Below are 19,144 nucleotides of genomic sequence, written 5' to 3' on the forward strand. Positions count from 1 at the left end.
GCGTATATGAAAGCGTGTGAACGTTTGTTCCGCGAACTGCGTCCGTCGATCGTGCATTCGCATATGAATTCCCTGAGCGTCTTTCCCTTGAAGGCAGCCAAGGATGCTGACGTACCAGTGCGCATCGCGCACAGCCATTCCACGAGCAATCCGCGTGAGTATGCGAAGACCGCTATGAAGATGGTGTTGCGTCCGTTCTCCCGCGTTTATCCGACACATTATGCAGCTTGTTCACGCTATACGGCTAGGTGGCTGTTCGGCGACAAACTCGCCGAATCGGGCAAGGTCCGGATTGTCCGCAACGCGATTGAACCGGACAGATTCCGCTTCGATTCGGAGACACGCGCCGCCAAGCGCGACGAACTGGGTGTGTCCGATAATCAGCTGGTCATCGGGCAGGTGGGACGCATGTGCTTCCAGAAGAACCAGCTGTTTACGTTGGTCGTATTCTCCAAACTTCTGAAAACACGTCCAGATGCGATACTTGTGCTCGCCGGTGATGGCGACATAATGCCTCAGGTGCGCCAGCACATCGGTGAGCTCGGACTTAGTAGTTCAGTACGCGTGCTCGGAGTGCGCAGCGACATAAATGAGTTGTATCAGGCGTTTGATGTGCTCGCACTGCCTTCCACCTATGAGGGGCTGGGCATGGTCGCCATCGAGGCGCAAGCTTCCGGCATGCCGGTCATCGCCTCTGACCAGGTGCCCGGCGAAGCCGGCCTCATCCCCGGCCTTGTGCGTTTCGTCCCGTTGGACAGGCCGGGCGAATGGGTCAAGGCACTGGCATCCGTGCAGCCTACCCCGTATCGCCCCGACGAACAGGAAGCCATACAAGTAGCCGGCTATGACATTGAGGAAAGTGCCAAGCAGCTCGGCGATTGGTACATGCAACTCGCCGGATAGTCAGGAGAGAATAATGCTATTTCTGAAAATCTGGTATCGCGTCACAGGCTTCTTTACACTTGCGTTTTTTAAGCTACTGTACGGAAGGAACTTCCAGCATGGCAAGGCATTCCATGTGCGTGCGGGATTTCATGTCAGCATAGAGGACAACGGGACCTTGCATGTTGGCGATGACGTGTTCTTCAACAATTATTGTTCGGTCAACGTCCGCTCGGATGTAACCATCGGCGACGGAACTATATTCGGCGAAAACGTACATATCTATGATCACAACCATCGATATGGAAATCCATTCCTTCCTATCAAGGAGCAGGGGTATACGCAGGCCCCGATTCATATAGGTGCACACTGCTGGATTGGTACCAATACCGTAATCCTGAAGGGCGTAACCATCGGAGACAATGTGGTGGCTGGGGCCGGATGTGTTATTTACAAGGACATTCCCAGCAACACCATCATTATGCAGAACGGACAAGTCCACTCTATCATCGCGACGACGAAGGAGCATCTCGCATGAGCCACAGCATTGAAAAACCGCTGATTACGGTGGTCGTCCCTATATACAACGTGGAGCGTGTAATCAGTGAGTCCATAGACTCACTGGTCAGACAGTCTTATGCGGATCTGGAAATCATCCTCGTCGATGACGGCTCCACGGATTCCAGCGGAGACATCGCCGACGACTATGCCGACAAGGATTCACGTATCATCGTAATCCACCAAGCTAATGCCGGTTTATCCGAAGCACGTAACAGAGGTATTCAAGAGTCGAGCGGACGATTCATTGCGTTTCTGGATAGTGACGATGTGCTTGCGCCGGAGTATATCGAGCATTTGTACAACACATTGGACAAGACCCATGCCGATATTGCGGTTTCGGGTATTCTTCCATTCGATGATGATAAAGGCGTCGCTTCCGCATACGAGGAAAAGCAACACGACACAAACCGGAATAGCGGCAAAATCATTACTTTCGATTCGCGTAGCGCCCTCATCGACATCCTGTACATGAATCATATGGCCGTTGCAGCATTCGGCAAGTTATACCGTATCGATCTGTTTGAGGGTATTCGTTACCCCGCCGGAAAACTCTACGAAGACATCGGCACGACCGTTCGTTTGTTCGATAAATCGCAGTGCATTGCTTTTGTTGAATATCAGGATTGTTTCTACCGGATACGCAAAGGCAGCATTCAACAATCCGGTTTTGCCCCCAACCAGATGGATCTCATCGACAATATCGAGGACTTCTACCCCCTCATCGAAGAAAAGTACCCCGAAGCCATACCCGCTTATAAGTCAAAGCTTATCTCCGCCGCCTTCAATCTCTATATGAAGACCGAGGAAGGAAACATTAGACAGGAGATGTATCGACAGTGTCTTTGGGACACTATAAAGAAGTACCGGTTTAGCGTTATTCGAGATCCCCGCGCAAGAACGGCAGCGCGATTCGCATCAATCATTTCCTACTTTGGTCCTCGCATATTACGTGCGATGTACCGGATTACACGCTGATATTTAAGGAATCTGTATATATGAAGGTCGAAGTCATCACCCTGCACTCAATTAAGAACTACGGGTCGGTTTTGCAGACGCTTGCGACGAAAGAGAAATTCCAGAGTCTCGGGCATGACGTGGAGTTCATCAATTATGTCCGCAAGGACACGACAGAGAAGAATATGTATCGCGCATATACCCGCAACGATAACGCATTGAAAGCAACCGCGAAACATGCTCTTCTGTATCCGACCATGCGTCGGTGGAGGCATGTGTTCGGAGGATTCCTCGATCGTAACGTTACGCTCACCGAGCGTATGTACACCTCGGAGAAGCAATTGGAGGAGCATACTCCGGTTGCCGACGTGTATTGTACGGGTAGCGACCAGGTGTGGAACAGCGAATGGAACCAAGGGCTGGAAGAGGCGTTCTATCTGAAGTTCGCTCCGGACGAGGCGAAGAAGATCGCGTATTCCGCCAGCATCGGGCGTGACGACTTCGCCGAATGGGAAAAGCCCGAAGTTTCAAGTCTGCTGTCTCGCTATGACGCCATATCCATGCGTGAGGAAAGCGCTGTGGAAGCCGTCCGCAATCTCGGGATCGAGAACGTGTGCCATGTTTCCGATCCGACGCTGCAACTTGATCGCGCATACTGGGAGCGTCTCGCCGCGCCTCCGGTGGTGAACGAAAATTATGTGCTCATATACCAACTCAACAAGAGCAAGCAATTCGATGATTACGCATTGCGCTTCGCTCAGCTCCACCATTGCAAACCTGTGCGGCTATGCGTCCGCTACGATCAGATGCGGCTTCCGGGAAGTCCTGTTCTCATTCCCGAAGTGGAGGAATTCGTCTCTTTAATCGCCAATGCGAAATATGTGATTACGGATTCTTTCCACGCAACGGCATTTAGCCTGAATCTGAACCGGGAGGTCGTATGCATCTACCCGAAGAAGTTCAGCAGCCGCCTTGCCAATATTCTTAAGGCTACGAACATGGAGCACCGTCATCTCACTGACTATTCGCAGTTTGATATCGCCGATGACCCGACTGATTTCGACCGTGTCAACCACTACTTCGACCAGGAGCGAGCCAATGGTGATGCTTTCCTGCAGGAAGCGTTGGGATAGAGGTGAACCGTTCTCTCATTGTCCGTCAACCATTTATTACCAATACCGAGGAAGCATTAATGGACATTAGTACAGGTCACACTTTTCTGAAGCAGTGCATATCCACCATAAAAATTCTCCGGCAATCATTGCTCCTGAGGAGGGACTACCTCGCTCAGGCTGCTCGTTTCGATAGGAATTACTCACGCATCCGACCACGCAATAAGAACCAGTTTGAGAGCCGCGTCATGTTTCTCACGCACCAGCTCGAAAAAGGACTCAGTCACAGCGATTTCCGTTTGGGATTCGGGCGAAAGATTTTTCTGCAGCTGCCCGACATGTTGAACGGCCTCGAACGCCTGGACAACGACTTTCTGCATAATTTCACGTACAACTGCTGCATGTCGGCATTGCACGAGTATGTCAGACGGCATCAGGATGCAGAATTTGATATCAGCTGGCAGCAGAGTTGCTTCACCCGAAGCCAGTGGGAGCGAATTCTGACCATGCCGGATGATGCCGGACATGGCTGTATTGAAATCCGTAAGGTGGACAAAGAACGGAACGATGCGATTCCTTTCCGTCAGCTTGCCGAGCACAGGCATTCCATTCGGGAATTCTCTGATGAAAAGATAACGGCTGATGAGATTATGGAAGCTGTCTCCTTGGCCATGACCACGCCCTCCGTCTGCAACCGCCAGCCCACTCGAGTGCATATCATGCTCGACGAGACTCGAATTGCAAGCCTGTTGCATATCCAAGGTGGGGTCAATGGGTACCCGACCCCTCCGGCGTTACTGGCGATAACCGCCGACCTTTCCGCATTCATGACTGAATATGAGCGTAATGAGGGGTATGTCGATGGCGGATTATTCAGCATGAATCTACTGTATGCACTGGAATCCCTCGGAATCGGAGCATGTCCGCTCAATACGATGTTCACATCGTCGGTGGAAAAGGAAACCCGGAAATTACTGGACGTTCCCGACAACGAGATATTCGTCATGTACATAGCGGTAGGCCATTTCCCGGAATCGACAATAACATGCAAATCCCCCCGTTATGGCGCCATGCAAATAGTACAAATCGCAGAATGATTTTCACATTTGAGTATCAATAGCGGTAATCGACAAATCAGTAAGGCATAACATGTCCGCACCAGGTGTTGCATATACGCGCAGCGGGGCAACGAGCCCTTCCAGCAATTTCCGAATTCTCCAATATATTCCGGACTTGGAAACCGATATGGAGGCAAGGCCTCTTTCCTCGGAAGCCCTATACCAACGGCATGGTAAAGCGTCAACAAAAGTACAAAAATTATTCTGGTATATACTTTATTATCTTCAGATACAATTCCGCATTACAAAATATCTCATCAAGGATTGCATAAGCAAGCCTGGTATCGTCATTATTCAGCGGGCATTATCACCAAAACTAGTTTTTCCTTGGAATAAAGTATTAATGCGACGAGTCTATACAACAACGAAATTTCTAATTTGGGATTTTGACGACAATCTCGTTAACAGTGGTGAGATTACTGACTTTGAAAGACAGCTTTTAGTCAAGAACGCCGACACTATAGTAACCACCGGTGAAGCGCTGAAAGCGACTATACCTGCAATGGCCAGGAAACGCGTGATCATCATGCCGACTACGGATGGGCAACTACGGAATATCGAGCCGGAGAGCATGATTGCAAACCGAAGAAATACATACGAGACCACGGTTGAATTACTGTGGTTGGCAACCGCTTCCAGTCTCCCGTATCTTCAGGATATCGTGCCGCATTTGGAGGAATCCGGACGTCAATTACAAGCAAAGCTTAATAAGCAATTAGTTCTACACGTTGTTTGCAACAAGCCGCTGAAATACAAACCAAACAATTTCACACTCGACAATGTGATCTGGACCAGTGAAATAGCCTGTAAGCTTACACTCCAATCTCACATAGGGATTATGCCGTTACGGGACACCGAATTCTGTCGAGGAAAAGGTGGTTTTAAGATATTGCAATACATGTCCGCCGCCCTGCCGTCCATCGCTTCAGCAGTGGGTATCAATGTCAAATATATTCGGGACAGTAAAGATGGATATCTAATCGGCCCAGCTTATACATGTTCATGGGAGCAGGCGATTCTGCGCCTATCCTCCGATTGGCAGTATTACCGAACGGTGAGCAAAGCGGCGCGACAGAGGTGGAATGAACAGTACTCTTACCACAACAATCTACACCAGTGGAATGAAATACTTTCACAGCAATTCAACTCAAAGATTGAATAATCACACCTGATATTAGGGATTTTATAATGAAAATAATAATAACAACAATATTAATTAGCGTGCTATGCCTAATCAAAAAGAACAACAAAATATTGTTTGTTATTGCTTTATTGTGGCTTTGGCTCCTTATGGCCTTTTCCGACGGAAATGCAGATGCTATAATAAATGAAGGCCGTTATTACAATTATTCCAATACCGTAGGTATAACAGAGCCTGGATATTATCTTCTTATGCAAACATTTATGAGGATGGGGGTCTCTTTTGCCCTTTACAAACAGATAATTGCAGCAATAGAGATTATTCTAATTGGTAGCACAATCTTTAAACTTTCAAGTAGCCCTAATGTGGTGTTGGCTCTTTATGCATTGTATCCGTTTTGCCTCGATGTCGTTCAAATGCGTTTTACACTTGCTCTCTCAATAGTAATTTTCGCAATTCGATACCTGTTCCCAGATAATACGACAAAATCAATGATTACTAGAGATGTTATTTTCGTTATTCTGATTGTTGCCGCATCAATGTTTCATTTTGTTGCTATCTTCTATTTGCTGTTGCTAATAGGAAAGCATCTGAGCATGAAAGCAACAGTTACTTTTGTTGCTATGGTTAACATAATCGGATTCGCCTTATTCAATCCGTATTCCTTGCTTATCATCGCAAAATATGTCGGCATTGAATCTAAGGTAGTTGCTTACTTAAATAGGCCTACATCTGGCAAAGTATTGATATTGACGTTGCTGTCAATCGTAATTTATATTGTTACATTTACGATTACGTACGCATTTTCAATCAGATTTATTCGACTGCAAAGAATTAGCGACCGTGACTTTGTTGGCATTAAGTCAAATATTATCTCACTCTGCATTATCCCTTTTCTTGTCGTTGCTCCGGATTTTCTTCGTATTCTCACAGGATTATCAATATTAAATTATATTACGATTTCAAATCATTTGTCCTCCCATCGCGTCAATTTACGTAATTTTTCTTTCTCCCCAAACAATGTATTATTGATTATATTATTATATATAACCGCTTTTGCCAATCTATATAAACTTGTGTTGGGTAACGCTAACTATTATACCGTATTTCTTCCATTATTCTTCTCAAATACTTTAATTCGCTGATATTTGTATTTATCAATACGAGCTATATATCTTAATGTTTACGGATTGCAAGACCTATGAGCTTGAGTCGGCGAACATTACAGTATATGGCTTTTCGAACACTCGCAAACGAGGCTATATTGAACCTAAGAAAACTCATTGGCAATTTTGGTTTCGCCGCATTAGCGCAGACATCCTCGATGGTGCTTAGCTTCATCATCTCCTTCCTCGTTCCCAAACTGCTAGGGGTAGAGGAGTTCGGCTATTGGCAGCTGTTCATCTTTTACATCAGTTATTGCGGATTCTTCCTATTGGGGTCCAATGATGGAGTATATCTGATACATGGCGGTAAGACCTATGATCAGTTGGATAAGCGATCCGTCGCATCCCAATTCATGGTCACGCTGGCGTTGCAAACGATATTCGCCATCGCCATCGGATTGTGCTCGCTTTTCTTCATGCATGAGGAGAAGCGCATGTTCGTCATCATCCTCACCGGAATCTATCTCATCTTCAACAACCTGACCTTCTACTTCGGATACATATTCCAAGCGGTCAACGAGACGAAGACCTTCTCGTTCCTCAACGTCGTCGACAAACTCATCTTTCTTATTGTTCTTGTCCCATTGCTTTTGATGAAAAGTGATACATTCTACCCGTACGTTATCTTGTACACCGTAGCGAAAATTGTGGCCTGCATCTGGAGCTATGTGTTAAGTCGCCAGCTGTTCTCATGCGGGTTTCTCCCCGTTCGTGAGGCGATACGGGAAACATGGAACAGCATGAGCGTGGGCATCAAGCTCACTATTGCGAATATTGCCGGTATGCTTATTCTGGGTGTTGCACGTTTCGTCGTTGACGCTCGGTTTGGCATCGCCGAGTTCAGCCAGTTCTCCTTCGCTATCACGCTCGAGAATTTCTTCATCACATTTATCACCCAGTTGTCCATGGTGTTGTTCCCAGCTCTGCGGCAGTCTTCGGCCGATGAAAGGAAACGGTTCTTTCGACATCTGCGTGACGTCCTATCTATTGCGTTGCCGATGGTGTACGTCCTTTATCTTCCGGTCAGCATCATTGTCGGATGGTGGCTTCCCGCATATACCAAGGCTCTGGAATATTTGGCCATACTTATGCCCGTATGCCTATTCGAAAGCAAGATGAGCCTGCTCGGGACAACTTATTTCAAGGTACTTCGAGAAGAAAAACGATTGCTATACATCAATATCGTGTCCATGCTACTCAGTTCAATCGGTATTCTAATCGGGGGAATGGTGCTGCATGATATGCGAATCATCATCGTTTCAGTGCTTTGCGCGGTGATATTCCGCAGCGTTTATTCGGAATTTGCAATTTCTGCGAAGTTGCAAGTTAACAAAGCATCCATGTCTCTGGCCGAAATTGTATTGGCGGCAATTTTCGTTGTCTCTTATGGATATTTGCCCATCGCTCCAGCGGTTTGCATAGTTACAGCCTCCTATGTGCTCTTTTTGTTCATCTACCGTCGCAGCGTAAATGGAATCTCAAACATGTTGAAAAAACTCAATGTAAGGACTTCCAAGTGAATTCGAAGCGCATACTTGCCGGCATAGTTCTTTACAATCCGGATATTGATAGATTGAAAGCAAATATTAAAGCTGTATATGAGCAAGTTGATTCTGTGCTGCTTATCAACAACGCCTCATTCAATATGAATGAGGTCCGATCTCTAATCAACGGCTACAGCGATATCGGGATTATCAACAACGACTCCAATATGGGAGTTGCCCATGCGTTGGGTCAAATCATGGATTACGCCATGCAGCATGGATACTCTTGGGCGTTGACCCTGGATCAGGATTCCGTATGCTACCCGGGGCTTATTAATGCCTATTCGCAGTATTTTGAACTACCTAAAGTCGGTATCTTGACCTGCAACATTATCGACCGCAATTTCATGGAGAACAACGGCTTTATGGAGGGGCAGCAGTGTCGCGATGTTTCGCAGTGCATCACCTCAGCGTCGCTGGTCAACGTGGATGCTTATCGGCACACAGATGGGTTCGACGACAAACTCTTCATTGATTCCGTTGATTTTGACATCTGCATCAATATGCGAATTCACGGTTATAGAATCGTCAAAATCAATTATGACGGATTACTGCACGAAGTCGGTCATGGCAGGAATGTCAAATTGTTCATGAAGAATTACATCGCTTATGGACATTCCCCTTTCAGACAGTATTACATCGCCAGAAATCATGGCTATCTCGTGAAAAAGTATCCTAGACAATTCTCTCATGTAAAGGAGCTCATCCGAGAGATAAGGGACGAATTGCTCATACTCCTTTATGAAAAGGACAAGCTTTCCAAGCTCAAGCAGCGCTGGCGTGGGCTGTCCGATTCTCGTCACATGTAATCAATGCGTATTCATCAAGAGGTCATAACTAATGGAACCCATCTCTTCAGGCAGCAACACGGCTGTCCGAGACATCCGCTTTGAACTGCTGCGCATCATCGCCATGTTCCTTATAGTCGGATGTCATTTTGTTGCCCACATTGACTGGAATCTGGAGAACTCGGGGGTGTCAAACAGTCGGTCGCATACTCGATAGACCAGTATGGAGGGCAATTAGGTGTTTGCATCTTCTTTATTCTCTCGGGTTATTTCCTTATCAATAAGCCATTTCGTATTCAACGTGTAGTTCGTACTATATTGCAGACCTTCATCTATGCCATTCTGTTATTTGTCGTATCGCTTGTGCTGTCCAGATTAGGCGTAATAGCAATGCCCATGTCTCTCATCAGAGAGGCGTACCTTTCCTTGCTGCCGACCTTCAACGGCACATATTGGTTCATTACGGCTTATGTAGCTCTAGTGTTATTGTCGCCTGTTATCAATGCTGCTTTCCACAATGCGTCGCGGAAGACTCTCGCATTCGCTCTAGCCCTGTCACCCGTGTTAAGCATTATGGCGACCGTCGCTTTGGGACCAGTGCTATGGACGAATCTGACATACGCGATAACCGCATATTTATACGGGGCGTATATCAGAACCTACGGGAAGGACATGCATATAGCAAAGAGATTGAGCCCACTTGCCGTTGCCGCACTGATTCTCTCTTCATTCGTCATCGTATCGGCTTTTTATTATGTGTTGGATGACCTGTCGGCCGTCCCAAAATTTATCCACAGCAGCCACCACGTTACCGGGACGCTTCCAATATTGCCGATATTATCCGTTTCCGCCATTTTTCTGATTATCCACAATGACAATCCCTCGCGCCATGCGACGAAATCGCCTTCAAGAATCCGGAATGTGGTGTACCATGCAGCTAAATATGTGTTCGGCGTATATCTGATTCATGAAAATCCATGTATCAAGAATGCCTTTTGGGATGCTATTTCACGATTGCTGCCCCCTGCCCCTGAATTAGGAATTGCAGTGGTTCTTTTTGGTGTCGTCAGTGTGCTGATGATTTATTTGTCCTTATTGCTTGCGGCGTTCATCATTGATTCCGCAATAGTGCGTCCTATCGAGAAACCGTTAATGAAAGCGAAACTGCTATCTACGATATGTCAGAAATCTAACTAATCTAAATGATTATTTAGAGGCGTGAGCATTAGGCGTTATTCTGAATCGGCGCTGGATAATTGCGGGACGACACCGGTGTGCGTGGTACTGGGCGTCACTAGTGCCGTCTTGTTGTTCGTGGTAGCTGCCTGCTGGGCGCACTACTGATGTGGTATCGGTTGCGGAGCGCTGACGGGTTGGGATACAGATGATTCAGCTATTATCGGACTCGCGGTAGCCTCAGACGGCAATGTTGTGGTGGCGCGCGATTCATGAGCAGTCGGCGAGCCTGTCGATGTGTTTGTCGACGAATGCCGCGGAAACCGCGATAGAGCACAAGTGGATTAGGTAACGTGCCCAGCAGGTTATTCACTTAGCTCTTCAAATTGAATATCCGGTTTACTGTCGAATCACTTTAGCTAAATTCTTGACGTGATTTTGAATATTCCGTCGCGGCAACATGGGGGTACTTTGTAGAATAGGGGGCATGTCTGAAGATGTGTTTACTCCCCATAACATTATTGTGACCGGTGGCTGTGGTTTCATCGGTTCGAATTTCGTTCATTATGTGTATAACAACCATCCCGACGTGCATGTGACCGTGCTTGACGCGCTCACCTATGCGGGCAATCTGGAGAACATCAAGTCGATCCTTGGTGACCGGGTGGAGTTCGTGCATGGGAACATCTGCGACGCTGAGCTCTTGGACAAGCTGGTGCCTGGTCATGACGCGATCGTGCATTACGCGGCGGAGTCGCATAACGACAACAGCATCGCGAATCCGGAGCCGTTTTTGAAGACGAACGTGGAGGGCACGTTCCGCCTCCTGGAGGCATGCCGCAAGTATGATGTCCGCTACCACCACGTGTCCACGGACGAGGTGTACGGGGACCTGGCGTTGGATGATCCGGCGAAGTTCACGGAGGAGACCCCGTATCACCCGTCCAGCCCGTACTCGTCGACGAAGGCCAGTTCGGACCTGCTGGTGCGTGCCTGGCATCGCACGTTCGGCATCCGCGCCACGATCAGCAACTGCAGCAATAATTATGGTCCGTACCAGCATGTGGAGAAGTTCATCCCGCGTCAGATCACGAACATCCTGGACGGCATGCGTCCGAAATTGTATGGCAAGGGTGAGAACGTGCGTGACTGGATCCACACGGACGATCACTCCACGGGCGTGTGGACGATCCTGACCAAGGGCCGCATCGGCGAGACGTATCTGATCGGCGCCAACGGCGAGAAGAACAACATCACCGTGCTGCGCATGATCCTCAAAATGATGGGCCAGCCGGAGGACGCGTTCGACTGGGTCAAGGATCGCCCGGGCCATGACCGCCGCTACGCCATCGACTCCACCAAGTTGCAGACCGAGCTGGGCTGGCGCCCGAAGCACACGGACTTCGAATCCGGCCTGGAGCAGACGATCGAATGGTATACGGAGAACCGTGCCTGGTGGGAGCCGGCAAAGGCCGCCACCGAAGCCAAGTACAAGCAACAAGGACAGTGAGCCAGATATGAAAACGGCCGCACCTCGAAGGTGCGGCCCCTAAAGCATTTACAAGGATAGCACATGGATACGTACGCGCAAGTGGACGACGGTATCATGGCCAGTCGTTTTCTGGCCGATGCGCGTTTCCAAGTGTATCTGGATTACGGCAAAGAGCATGCGGGCTTTGGGCTGAGTTCTTCTGAATCGGTTGAATTGGCGGTACGGCTCTACCGGTGGAACGTGGATGCCTCGTCTCTGGTGATCAGCTATATCTCGTTTATTGAGGTGTTCGTAAGGAACGCGATTGATCGCCAGTTGCGTGATTGGATCGCTCGACAGCGTATTACGAATTTGTCGGACTGGCTCGAGGCGGGGGAGCACGATCCCATCGGTCGGATACGGGATCTCATCAATAGTCCAGAGAAGGATTATCTTACCGAAGTGAGGAACACTGCCTTACGAAAGCAGAAGCAGTGGCGTCGCGACCAGCATCATCCTCGGCATGGGGGCGGAATAACCCGTGATGATGTTTTCTCCCAGTTGACATTCGGCACATGGGATGGAATGCTGTCCCGCGCGTCTCGGGATGGGGAATTGGCTCGTGTGCTGATGGGGGCATTCCCTAATATCGAGGCGGCTTGGGCCGCGGAGACTCGACGCATGCCGAATGTCATGCTTCCCGGGAATGACAATGATTCACGCGAGGACCGGTTGCGCAAGGAGCTCATCGACCGTCTTAAATCGATTCGAACTGTAAGGAACCGAATCGGCCATGATGAGAATCTGCTTCGTGTAGAGTTTGCGAAACTTCGGTATGACATGTTCTTCGTACTGAATGCACTTGGCCGGGAATGCCCCAACTGGGCTTTCCCAGACAGATGTGAACCATTGAAGACTCTATCACCGGCCCTTTGCATCACGGAATGGGTTGCCCAACATCACAAGAAGGAGCAGGAATAAGTTATGTCGTTTGAGTTTGAGAAGGATTTGAAGGTCACGGAGACGAATATTCCGGGTTTGCTGGTGTTTGATTTGCCGGTGCATGGTGATAATCGTGGCTGGTTCAAGGAGAACTGGCAGCGTGCGAAGATGCTGAAGTTGGGTTTGCCTGATTTCGGCCCGGTGCAGAACAACATCAGCTTCAACGCGACGAAGGGTGTGACGCGTGGTATTCATGCGGAGCCTTGGGACAAGTACATTTCGATTGCGGCTGGTGAGATTTTCGGCGCATGGGTTGATCTGCGTCCGGGCGAGAGCTTTGGTCAGGTGTTTACGACGCGTTTGGATCCGTCGAAGGCGATTTATGTGCCGCGTGGCGTGGGCAACAGCTTCCAGGCGTTGGCTGATGGCACCGTGTACACGTACTTGGTGAACGCGCATTGGAGCCTGGAGCAGAAGAGGACGTACACGTTCGTGAACCTTGCGGACCCTGAGCTGGCTATCGAGTGGCCGATCCCGTTGGAGGAGTCCGAGCGTTCCGAGGCTGATCTCAAGCATCCGATGCTCAAGGATGCGAAGCCCATGAGCCCGAAGCGCACGTTGGTGACGGGTTGCAACGGCCAGCTGGGTCATGCGATCCGCCAGTATGCGGAAGCCCATCACTTGGAGGGGTTCGAGTATACGGATATCGACGAGTTCGATTTCTCCGACCCGAACGCATACGACAAGTATGACTGGAGCCTGTACGGGACGATCATCAACGCGGGCGCCTACACGGCGGTGGACAAGGCCGAAACCCGTGAGGGTCGTCCGGTTGCGTGGAAGGCGAACGCCGAGGGCCCGGCCCTGCTGGCCCGTGTGGCGAGGGAGCATCACATCACGCTCGTGCACGTCAGCTCGGACTACGTGTTCGACGGGACCGCCGAGGAGCATACGGAATCAGAGGCGTTCGCCCCGTTGGGCGTGTACGGCCAGACGAAGGCCGCCGGTGACATCGCCGTGGCGAACGCTCCCGAGCACTACATTCTCCGCTCCAGTTGGGTGATTGGCGAGGGTCATAACTTCGTGAAGACCATGATGATGCTCTCCAACCGCGTGGCCGACGAGAACGACGGCCTGGATCAGGTGACGGTGGTGGATGACCAGTACGGCCGCCTCACGTTCACCAAGGACATGGCCGAAGCCATCTTCCACCTCTTGGACAGCCACGCCCCGTACGGCACCTACAACCTCACCGGTTCAGGCACGGTGAAGAGCTGGGCGGATATCGCGGCTGAGGTGTTCGACCTGACCAACGGCAACGGCGACAAGGTCAAGCCGATCAGCACCGACGAATACTTCAAGAACGCGAAGAACCCGGTGTCCCCGCGTCCGACCAACAGCGCCCTGGACCTCACCAAGATCGGCGAGGCCGGATACACGCCCGCCGACTGGGAGGACAGCCTCAAGGCATACGTCACCAAAGAACTCAACAAGTAATAAGTAAGGAATAGCCATATGAAAGGTATTATTCTGGCAGGCGGTTCCGGCACTCGACTGTATCCGCTCACAACGGTGACGTCGAAGCAGTTGTTGCCGGTGTATGACAAGCCGATGATTTATTATCCGCTGAGCGTGCTCATGCTTGCGGGTATTCGTGACATCCTGATTATTTCCACGCCGAAGGATTTGCCGAACTTCGAGAGACTTCTTGGCGACGGCTCCCACTATGGCGTGAACTTTAGTTATAAGGTGCAGCCCAGCCCGGACGGCCTGGCCCAAGCGTTCCTACTTGGCGAGGAGTTCATCGACGGTGAGCCCTGCGCCCTCGTGCTCGGCGACAACATCTTCTACGGCAACGGCTTGGGAACAACCTTGCGCAAGGCAGTTGCCAAAGCGGAGAACGGCGAAGGTGCTTCCGTGTTCGGCTATTACGTTGACGATCCGGAACGCTACGGCGTGGTCGAATTCGATGAGCATAAGAAGGCTGTGTCCATCGAAGAAAAGCCGGCCCAGCCCAAGTCTCATTACGCAGTGACCGGTTTGTACTTCTACGATGAGCGTGTCACCGAGTTCGCCAAGCAGGTCAAGCCATCCGCCCGCGGCGAGCTGGAGATCACCGACCTCAACAAGATGTACCTTGACGACGGTTCTCTGAACGTCCGCACGCTTGGCCGCGGTTACGCATGGCTGGACACTGGCACAATGGACTCCCTCTACGAGGCCGGAGAGTTCGTGCGCACCGTGCAGCGTGCGCAGGGCCTGCCGATTGCCATTGTGGAGGAAATCGCTTACGAGAACGGTTGGATCAGCAAGGACGAGCTCCTCGAATCCGCCCAGCGCTACGGTAAGAGCCCCTACGGCCAGCACCTCAAAGAGGTCGCTGAAGGCAAAGTCATGCTTATTCCTAATGATTACCTTGATTGATGCGATGAGGTAACGGCAAAGGAATATCAGACGCTTGGATGATTCATCAGAAATCATCCAAGCGTTTTTTAATCAGGCGGTCTTCTTGCGGCCGCGGCGCTTCATGGTGCCAGCGGTGGCGGCAGTGGAATCGAAGATAACGGTCTTGCTTTCCGGGTATGCAGCACCGTTTACAGAAGCGTACGACACCTCGCCTTCCGGAGCCTCAGGCAGAGTGAAGAATGCCTTCACAGTTTCCACCAAAGTGGCTTCCTTCAAACTGACCGAAGCGGCCTTGCCATCAGCCTTGCTGAACTTCAAAGCATTATCAGCCTTAGCGGTAGCCGGAGTCACTGCAATCTGCTTGGTTTTCTCATTAACCAGCACCTTGACGTATGCAGGAGAGCCGAGCACCTCGGCAGTGGCCTTATTAAAACGAATAGCGGAATCGGTGACAGTCAACACAGTCTTGCCAACCGGCTTAACCAGCTGAACTTCTTCAAAACCCTGAAGCAAAGAAGCCATGATTAATCCTCCTGAATTTGCGTGAAGTTTTTTTAATTTATATCTCAGGAGTAATTGTAAGGGAATTGTTGGATATGTGATGTTTGATTCACTATTTTTTTGAAGACTACCCCTCAGTCAGCTTCGTTGACAAAGGAATTCAAAAAGCCGCGGGTTAATGCCCAGATAAATAGGGGGAGCGCAGCGAAAGCGTACCCCTCGAATTGAATGTATAAATAAGCCAGCAATATGAGCCAGCAAATAGTCAGCTTGTTCCATGTATGGAATCGGCTGATGAATTTCAACGTAATAATAAGAAACGCAACAAACCCAATAATGCCGAATTCAGTGATGAAATTCGTGTACGCGCACATGGTCCAGACAGTGTCTGGGGTAATGGAGGAATACCAGTTTGATGCACCGGTTGCGTCGGTATGCATCATCTGCAACAGATGAGTTGCAAGCGTACTACCTTCATGAACGGCCGGCGAGATATTGCCTGCGCCATAGCCGGTCAATACAGTCCAGGGATGCTTGATCAATCCGCATACAGGGCCCAAGGACTGCCAAATACGAGCGAAGAATGAGCCATCGCCTTCCACGCCGTTATGCAAAATCGAATCCAATCGTGAATTGACCACAAAACTAATTGCTGCCAATAATCCAGATCCAATAAGCTGCATAATGCCATGTTTGCGTGATGCCTTACTATGCCAATGCGTTTCAATAGCAATAACAATCACCAGCGCCACCAAAGAATCCAGCACAATACGAGTACCCGACCCCATAATCACGCTGCCCGCGGCAAACACCACAATAAGGTGCTTCAATCGTTGCGCAAAAATACGATCACGAATACGCATAAACCAGAATAGTGGCAGCAAAATACCGAAGAGGTGCATACCTATATAACTAGGTTCTGCAAAGAGAAATTGTGGGCGCCCGCCATTACCGCCCCAAGCCACGCCGCCGGTAATATACGAGCGATACATCAGGCACCCAAAGAACCCTTGCACACTGCCCAATTGCAGTCGAATCGCCAACCATTGCACCACACCTATTGCAAATGCAAACCAATAAGTAGCCAGCACAATGCGCACAGATTCCTGCCAGCTCAACCGCTTATGCACAAAAGCAATATCCAGTGCGGCAAGCGTGGCCGGCACAGCAATCACACCGGTCAGCGACATAACAACCGCATTATTATGCAATCCAAAAACAACCCAGCCTGGCATAGAAAGCAAAACAAGCACTACCGGCAGCAGCATGAATGGCGCATAGCGATGCGCTGCCAAGCGAAGCAGACGAGGATTCGCCGCACAGTAGGCAACAAGCAGCCACGGGCTTATCGGAGTCCAGAACGGCTGGAAGAAACCAAGCACCGTGCCATCAATGGGCAAGGTCACCAATGCTAGGAAAAACAGGTAATCGGAGTAGTCTCGTGGAGTGAAGAATCGGGGGAGTTGCATCGGGGGAGTAAACGTTGCCATACCTCGCGAAATTGGTGCCGTATTATGCGTGGGCGAATTAGCAAACATCGAGGAAGATGCAGCAGGTGCTGGTGACTGAACAGGTTGTTTGGCAGTGTTTACGCCGTTTTTAGGCATGCTTGAATCGTTCACTTATTCCCCTCCTTGATGTGCTCTTGCGTACTCTAGCAACACAATGTGCCGGCAATGTGCAAAAACCGTGGTGATATCGGCTGAGATGTGTCATAACCACGTTTTTCCTTAAAAGGGGGTACACGATGACTGCTAGGATTCATGGTGTTTGCAACCCATCAGGATGTGTAGAGGGAGAAGCGGTTGGTTTCCGCAGAGAATAACGAACAACAAAATCAAAGCGTTGCGGACTCCGCCGCAGCGCAGGCCGAAAATGGCATCACCATCATGGATTTGCTGCGAATCATTCGCAAGCATGTTATTTCCGTTGCAGTAACGTTCGTAGTGGTGTTCGCCGCAGTGTGCGCATACACGCTGCTCACTCCGCCGAAGTACACGGCCACCTCGCAGGTGTTTGCTACGTTCAGTGCGTCAGACTCCACTAGTTCGCAGGGTAACTTCAACGACATCAACAACGCTGGCTCCTATATTTCGAACCAGATTAAGTCGTACCCGACTCTGGCCACTACCGAGTCCGTGCTGCAGCCGGTAATCGATCAGCTGGGATTGAACAGCACGGTCAGCCAGCTCGCGGGGCAACTCACCGTCACCAACCCCACCGATACCGCTTTCGTGAACATTTCGGTGGAAGATACGAATCCTAAGGAAGCCGCGGACATTGCCAACGCGGTGGCCAAGTCCATGAAGACCGTGGTGGAGGATTCCCTGTACTCCTCCGGCAACAAGTCTCCGGTCACGCTTTCCGTGGTGCAGCAGGCTCAGGAGCCGTCTGGCCCGAGCAGCCCGAAGATCACGCTGAACATGGCCATCGGCATTGTGGGCGGTCTGATTCTCGGCATTATCGTGGCTCTGCTCAAGGACCTCTTCTCCACTCGTATTGAGGAAGCGTTCGAGCTGCAGGAATACATTGATGCCCCGATCATGGGCCGTATTCCTGAAGATGATCTGCTCAAGGGCGAGGTTCCGGTGATTATCGCCAAGCCGAGCAGCCCGATTGCTGAAGAGTATCGTCGTGTTCGCACCAACCTGTCCTTCACCGCTCCGGTTGAGGGCATGTCTTCTCGTCTGATTGTTATGTCTTCCACCGGCCCCTCCGAAGGCAAGACCACGAGTGCGGTGAACACCGCTGTGGCTCTGGCGGAAAACGGTGCCAAGGTGCTGCTCGTGGATGCCGATCTGCGCCACCCGTCCGTAGCCAATCGTCTGGGTCTTGAAGGCAACGCGGGTCTGACCCATGTGCTCTCCGGTCAGGCTTCCGTGAAGGATGTGGTTCAGCGCTACTGGAAGCCAAACCTGCATATTATGCCGGCAGGCCCGAAGCCGCCGAACGCTTCCGCCCTGCTGAACTCTCCGGTTATGAAGGAACTGCTCAAGCAGGCGCTTGCACAGTACGATTACGTGCTCGTGGACACCTCGCCGTTGGTGGTGGCCAACGATGCCTACGTGTTCGGTGCTATGGGCAATGGCATTGTGATTGTGTCTGGCCGTGACGTGACCGATAAGCGCGATCTGCGCGATATTGCCGCTCAGTTGGATACGCTGAACATTTCGGTGAACGGTTTCATCTTCAACTATGCGAAGGATTCCAAGAAGGATTACTCGAGCAAGTACAACAACTACTATTACTATGATGATGATTCCAACTCGGGCAACAAGAACAATAGGAATAAGAAGCGTCCGAAGCGCAGCGCACCTCGTCGTGCTGCTGTGAAGCGGTAGGTCTTCGCGCTAAATATCAAAAAGCGGCCGAAGGTCGCGGG

The 19,144-nt window shown here is 50.2% G+C and carries 17 protein-coding genes; 15 read left to right on the forward strand and 2 right to left on the reverse strand.

Going from position 1 to position 19,144, the window contains the following annotated elements; all coding sequences use genetic code 11:
* The 14 genes from Tam1G_RS07045 to rfbA all read left to right on the forward strand — a co-directional run.
* Window positions 1-903, forward strand: a 903-nt coding sequence (locus tag Tam1G_RS07045; RefSeq protein ID WP_101625979.1) for a glycosyltransferase, incomplete at its 5' end; no start/stop codon positions are given.
* Window positions 904-916: 13 nt separating this feature from the next.
* Window positions 917-1,420 (forward strand): acyltransferase, encoded by a 504-nt coding sequence (locus Tam1G_RS07050; RefSeq protein ID WP_101625980.1) that lies wholly within the window; start codon window positions 917-919, stop codon window positions 1,418-1,420.
* Complete coding sequence (locus Tam1G_RS07055) at window positions 1,417-2,418, forward strand: glycosyltransferase family 2 protein (protein WP_165781940.1); 1,002 nt, start codon at window positions 1,417-1,419, stop codon at window positions 2,416-2,418. Before Tam1G_RS07050 ends, Tam1G_RS07055 begins: the two co-directional genes overlap by 4 nt.
* Window positions 2,419-2,438: 20 nt before the next feature.
* Window positions 2,439-3,530: a polysaccharide pyruvyl transferase family protein gene (locus tag Tam1G_RS07060; RefSeq protein ID WP_101625982.1), complete on the forward strand. Its 1,092-nt coding sequence runs from the start codon at window positions 2,439-2,441 to the stop codon at window positions 3,528-3,530.
* Window positions 3,531-3,589: 59 nt separating this feature from the next.
* Window positions 3,590-4,606: a nitroreductase family protein gene (locus tag Tam1G_RS07065; protein ID WP_101625983.1), complete on the forward strand. Its 1,017-nt coding sequence runs from the start codon at window positions 3,590-3,592 to the stop codon at window positions 4,604-4,606.
* A 52-nt stretch (window positions 4,607-4,658) separates the two neighbouring features.
* On the forward strand, window positions 4,659-5,789 hold the full coding sequence (locus Tam1G_RS07070) for a glycosyltransferase (RefSeq protein WP_101625984.1): 1,131 nt from the start codon (window positions 4,659-4,661) through the stop codon (window positions 5,787-5,789).
* A gap of 26 nt (window positions 5,790-5,815) precedes the next feature.
* Window positions 5,816-6,913: an EpsG family protein gene (locus Tam1G_RS07075; RefSeq protein ID WP_101625985.1), complete on the forward strand. Its 1,098-nt coding sequence runs from the start codon at window positions 5,816-5,818 to the stop codon at window positions 6,911-6,913.
* Window positions 6,914-6,999: 86 nt separating this feature from the next.
* Window positions 7,000-8,454, forward strand: coding sequence for a lipopolysaccharide biosynthesis protein (locus Tam1G_RS07080; RefSeq protein WP_165781941.1), 1,455 nt, complete (start codon window positions 7,000-7,002; stop codon window positions 8,452-8,454).
* Window positions 8,451-9,287 carry a glycosyltransferase family 2 protein gene (locus Tam1G_RS07085; protein WP_165781942.1) on the forward strand — a complete coding sequence of 279 codons (837 nt, stop codon included), beginning with the start codon at window positions 8,451-8,453 and terminating at the stop codon, window positions 9,285-9,287. The genes Tam1G_RS07080 and Tam1G_RS07085 overlap by 4 nt, the downstream gene beginning before the upstream one ends.
* Before the next feature lie 192 nt (window positions 9,288-9,479).
* Window positions 9,480-10,463: an acyltransferase family protein gene (locus Tam1G_RS07090; protein WP_278251018.1), complete on the forward strand. Its 984-nt coding sequence runs from the start codon at window positions 9,480-9,482 to the stop codon at window positions 10,461-10,463.
* Window positions 10,464-10,929: 466 nt separating this feature from the next.
* On the forward strand, window positions 10,930-11,952 hold the full coding sequence (gene rfbB / locus Tam1G_RS07095; RefSeq protein ID WP_101625988.1) for a dTDP-glucose 4,6-dehydratase: 1,023 nt from the start codon (window positions 10,930-10,932) through the stop codon (window positions 11,950-11,952).
* 63 nt (window positions 11,953-12,015) lie between these two features.
* Window positions 12,016-12,894: an Abi family protein gene (locus Tam1G_RS07100; RefSeq protein ID WP_101625989.1), complete on the forward strand. Its 879-nt coding sequence runs from the start codon at window positions 12,016-12,018 to the stop codon at window positions 12,892-12,894.
* 3 nt (window positions 12,895-12,897) lie between these two features.
* A complete protein-coding gene (locus Tam1G_RS07105) occupies window positions 12,898-14,352 on the forward strand; it encodes a sugar nucleotide-binding protein (protein ID WP_101625990.1) in 1,455 nt (484 codons plus the stop codon).
* Between the two features lie 18 nt (window positions 14,353-14,370).
* Window positions 14,371-15,279, forward strand: coding sequence for a glucose-1-phosphate thymidylyltransferase RfbA (rfbA, locus tag Tam1G_RS07110; RefSeq protein ID WP_101625991.1), 909 nt, complete (start codon window positions 14,371-14,373; stop codon window positions 15,277-15,279).
* Window positions 15,280-15,351: 72 nt separating this feature from the next.
* Here the strand turns inward: rfbA and Tam1G_RS07115 are convergent, their stop codons facing one another.
* Complete coding sequence (locus Tam1G_RS07115; RefSeq protein ID WP_101625992.1) at window positions 15,352-15,783, reverse strand: hypothetical protein; 432 nt, start codon at window positions 15,781-15,783, stop codon at window positions 15,352-15,354.
* Between the two features lie 113 nt (window positions 15,784-15,896).
* Window positions 15,897-17,384, reverse strand: a complete 1,488-nt coding sequence (locus Tam1G_RS07120; RefSeq protein ID WP_133124992.1) for a hypothetical protein — start codon at window positions 17,382-17,384, stop codon at window positions 15,897-15,899.
* Window positions 17,385-17,567: 183 nt separating this feature from the next.
* On the opposite strand from Tam1G_RS07120, the gene Tam1G_RS07125 reads away from it, so the two are divergent.
* The gene (locus Tam1G_RS07125; protein WP_242689673.1) at window positions 17,568-19,103 is read left to right on the forward strand and encodes a tyrosine-protein kinase domain-containing protein; all 1,536 of its coding nucleotides are present in this window, start codon (window positions 17,568-17,570) and stop codon (window positions 19,101-19,103) included.
* Window positions 19,104-19,144: the final 41 nt, after the last annotated feature.

The organism is Bifidobacterium imperatoris (genome assembly GCF_002860405.1).
GTDB lineage: Bacteria > Actinomycetota > Actinomycetes > Actinomycetales > Bifidobacteriaceae > Bifidobacterium > Bifidobacterium imperatoris.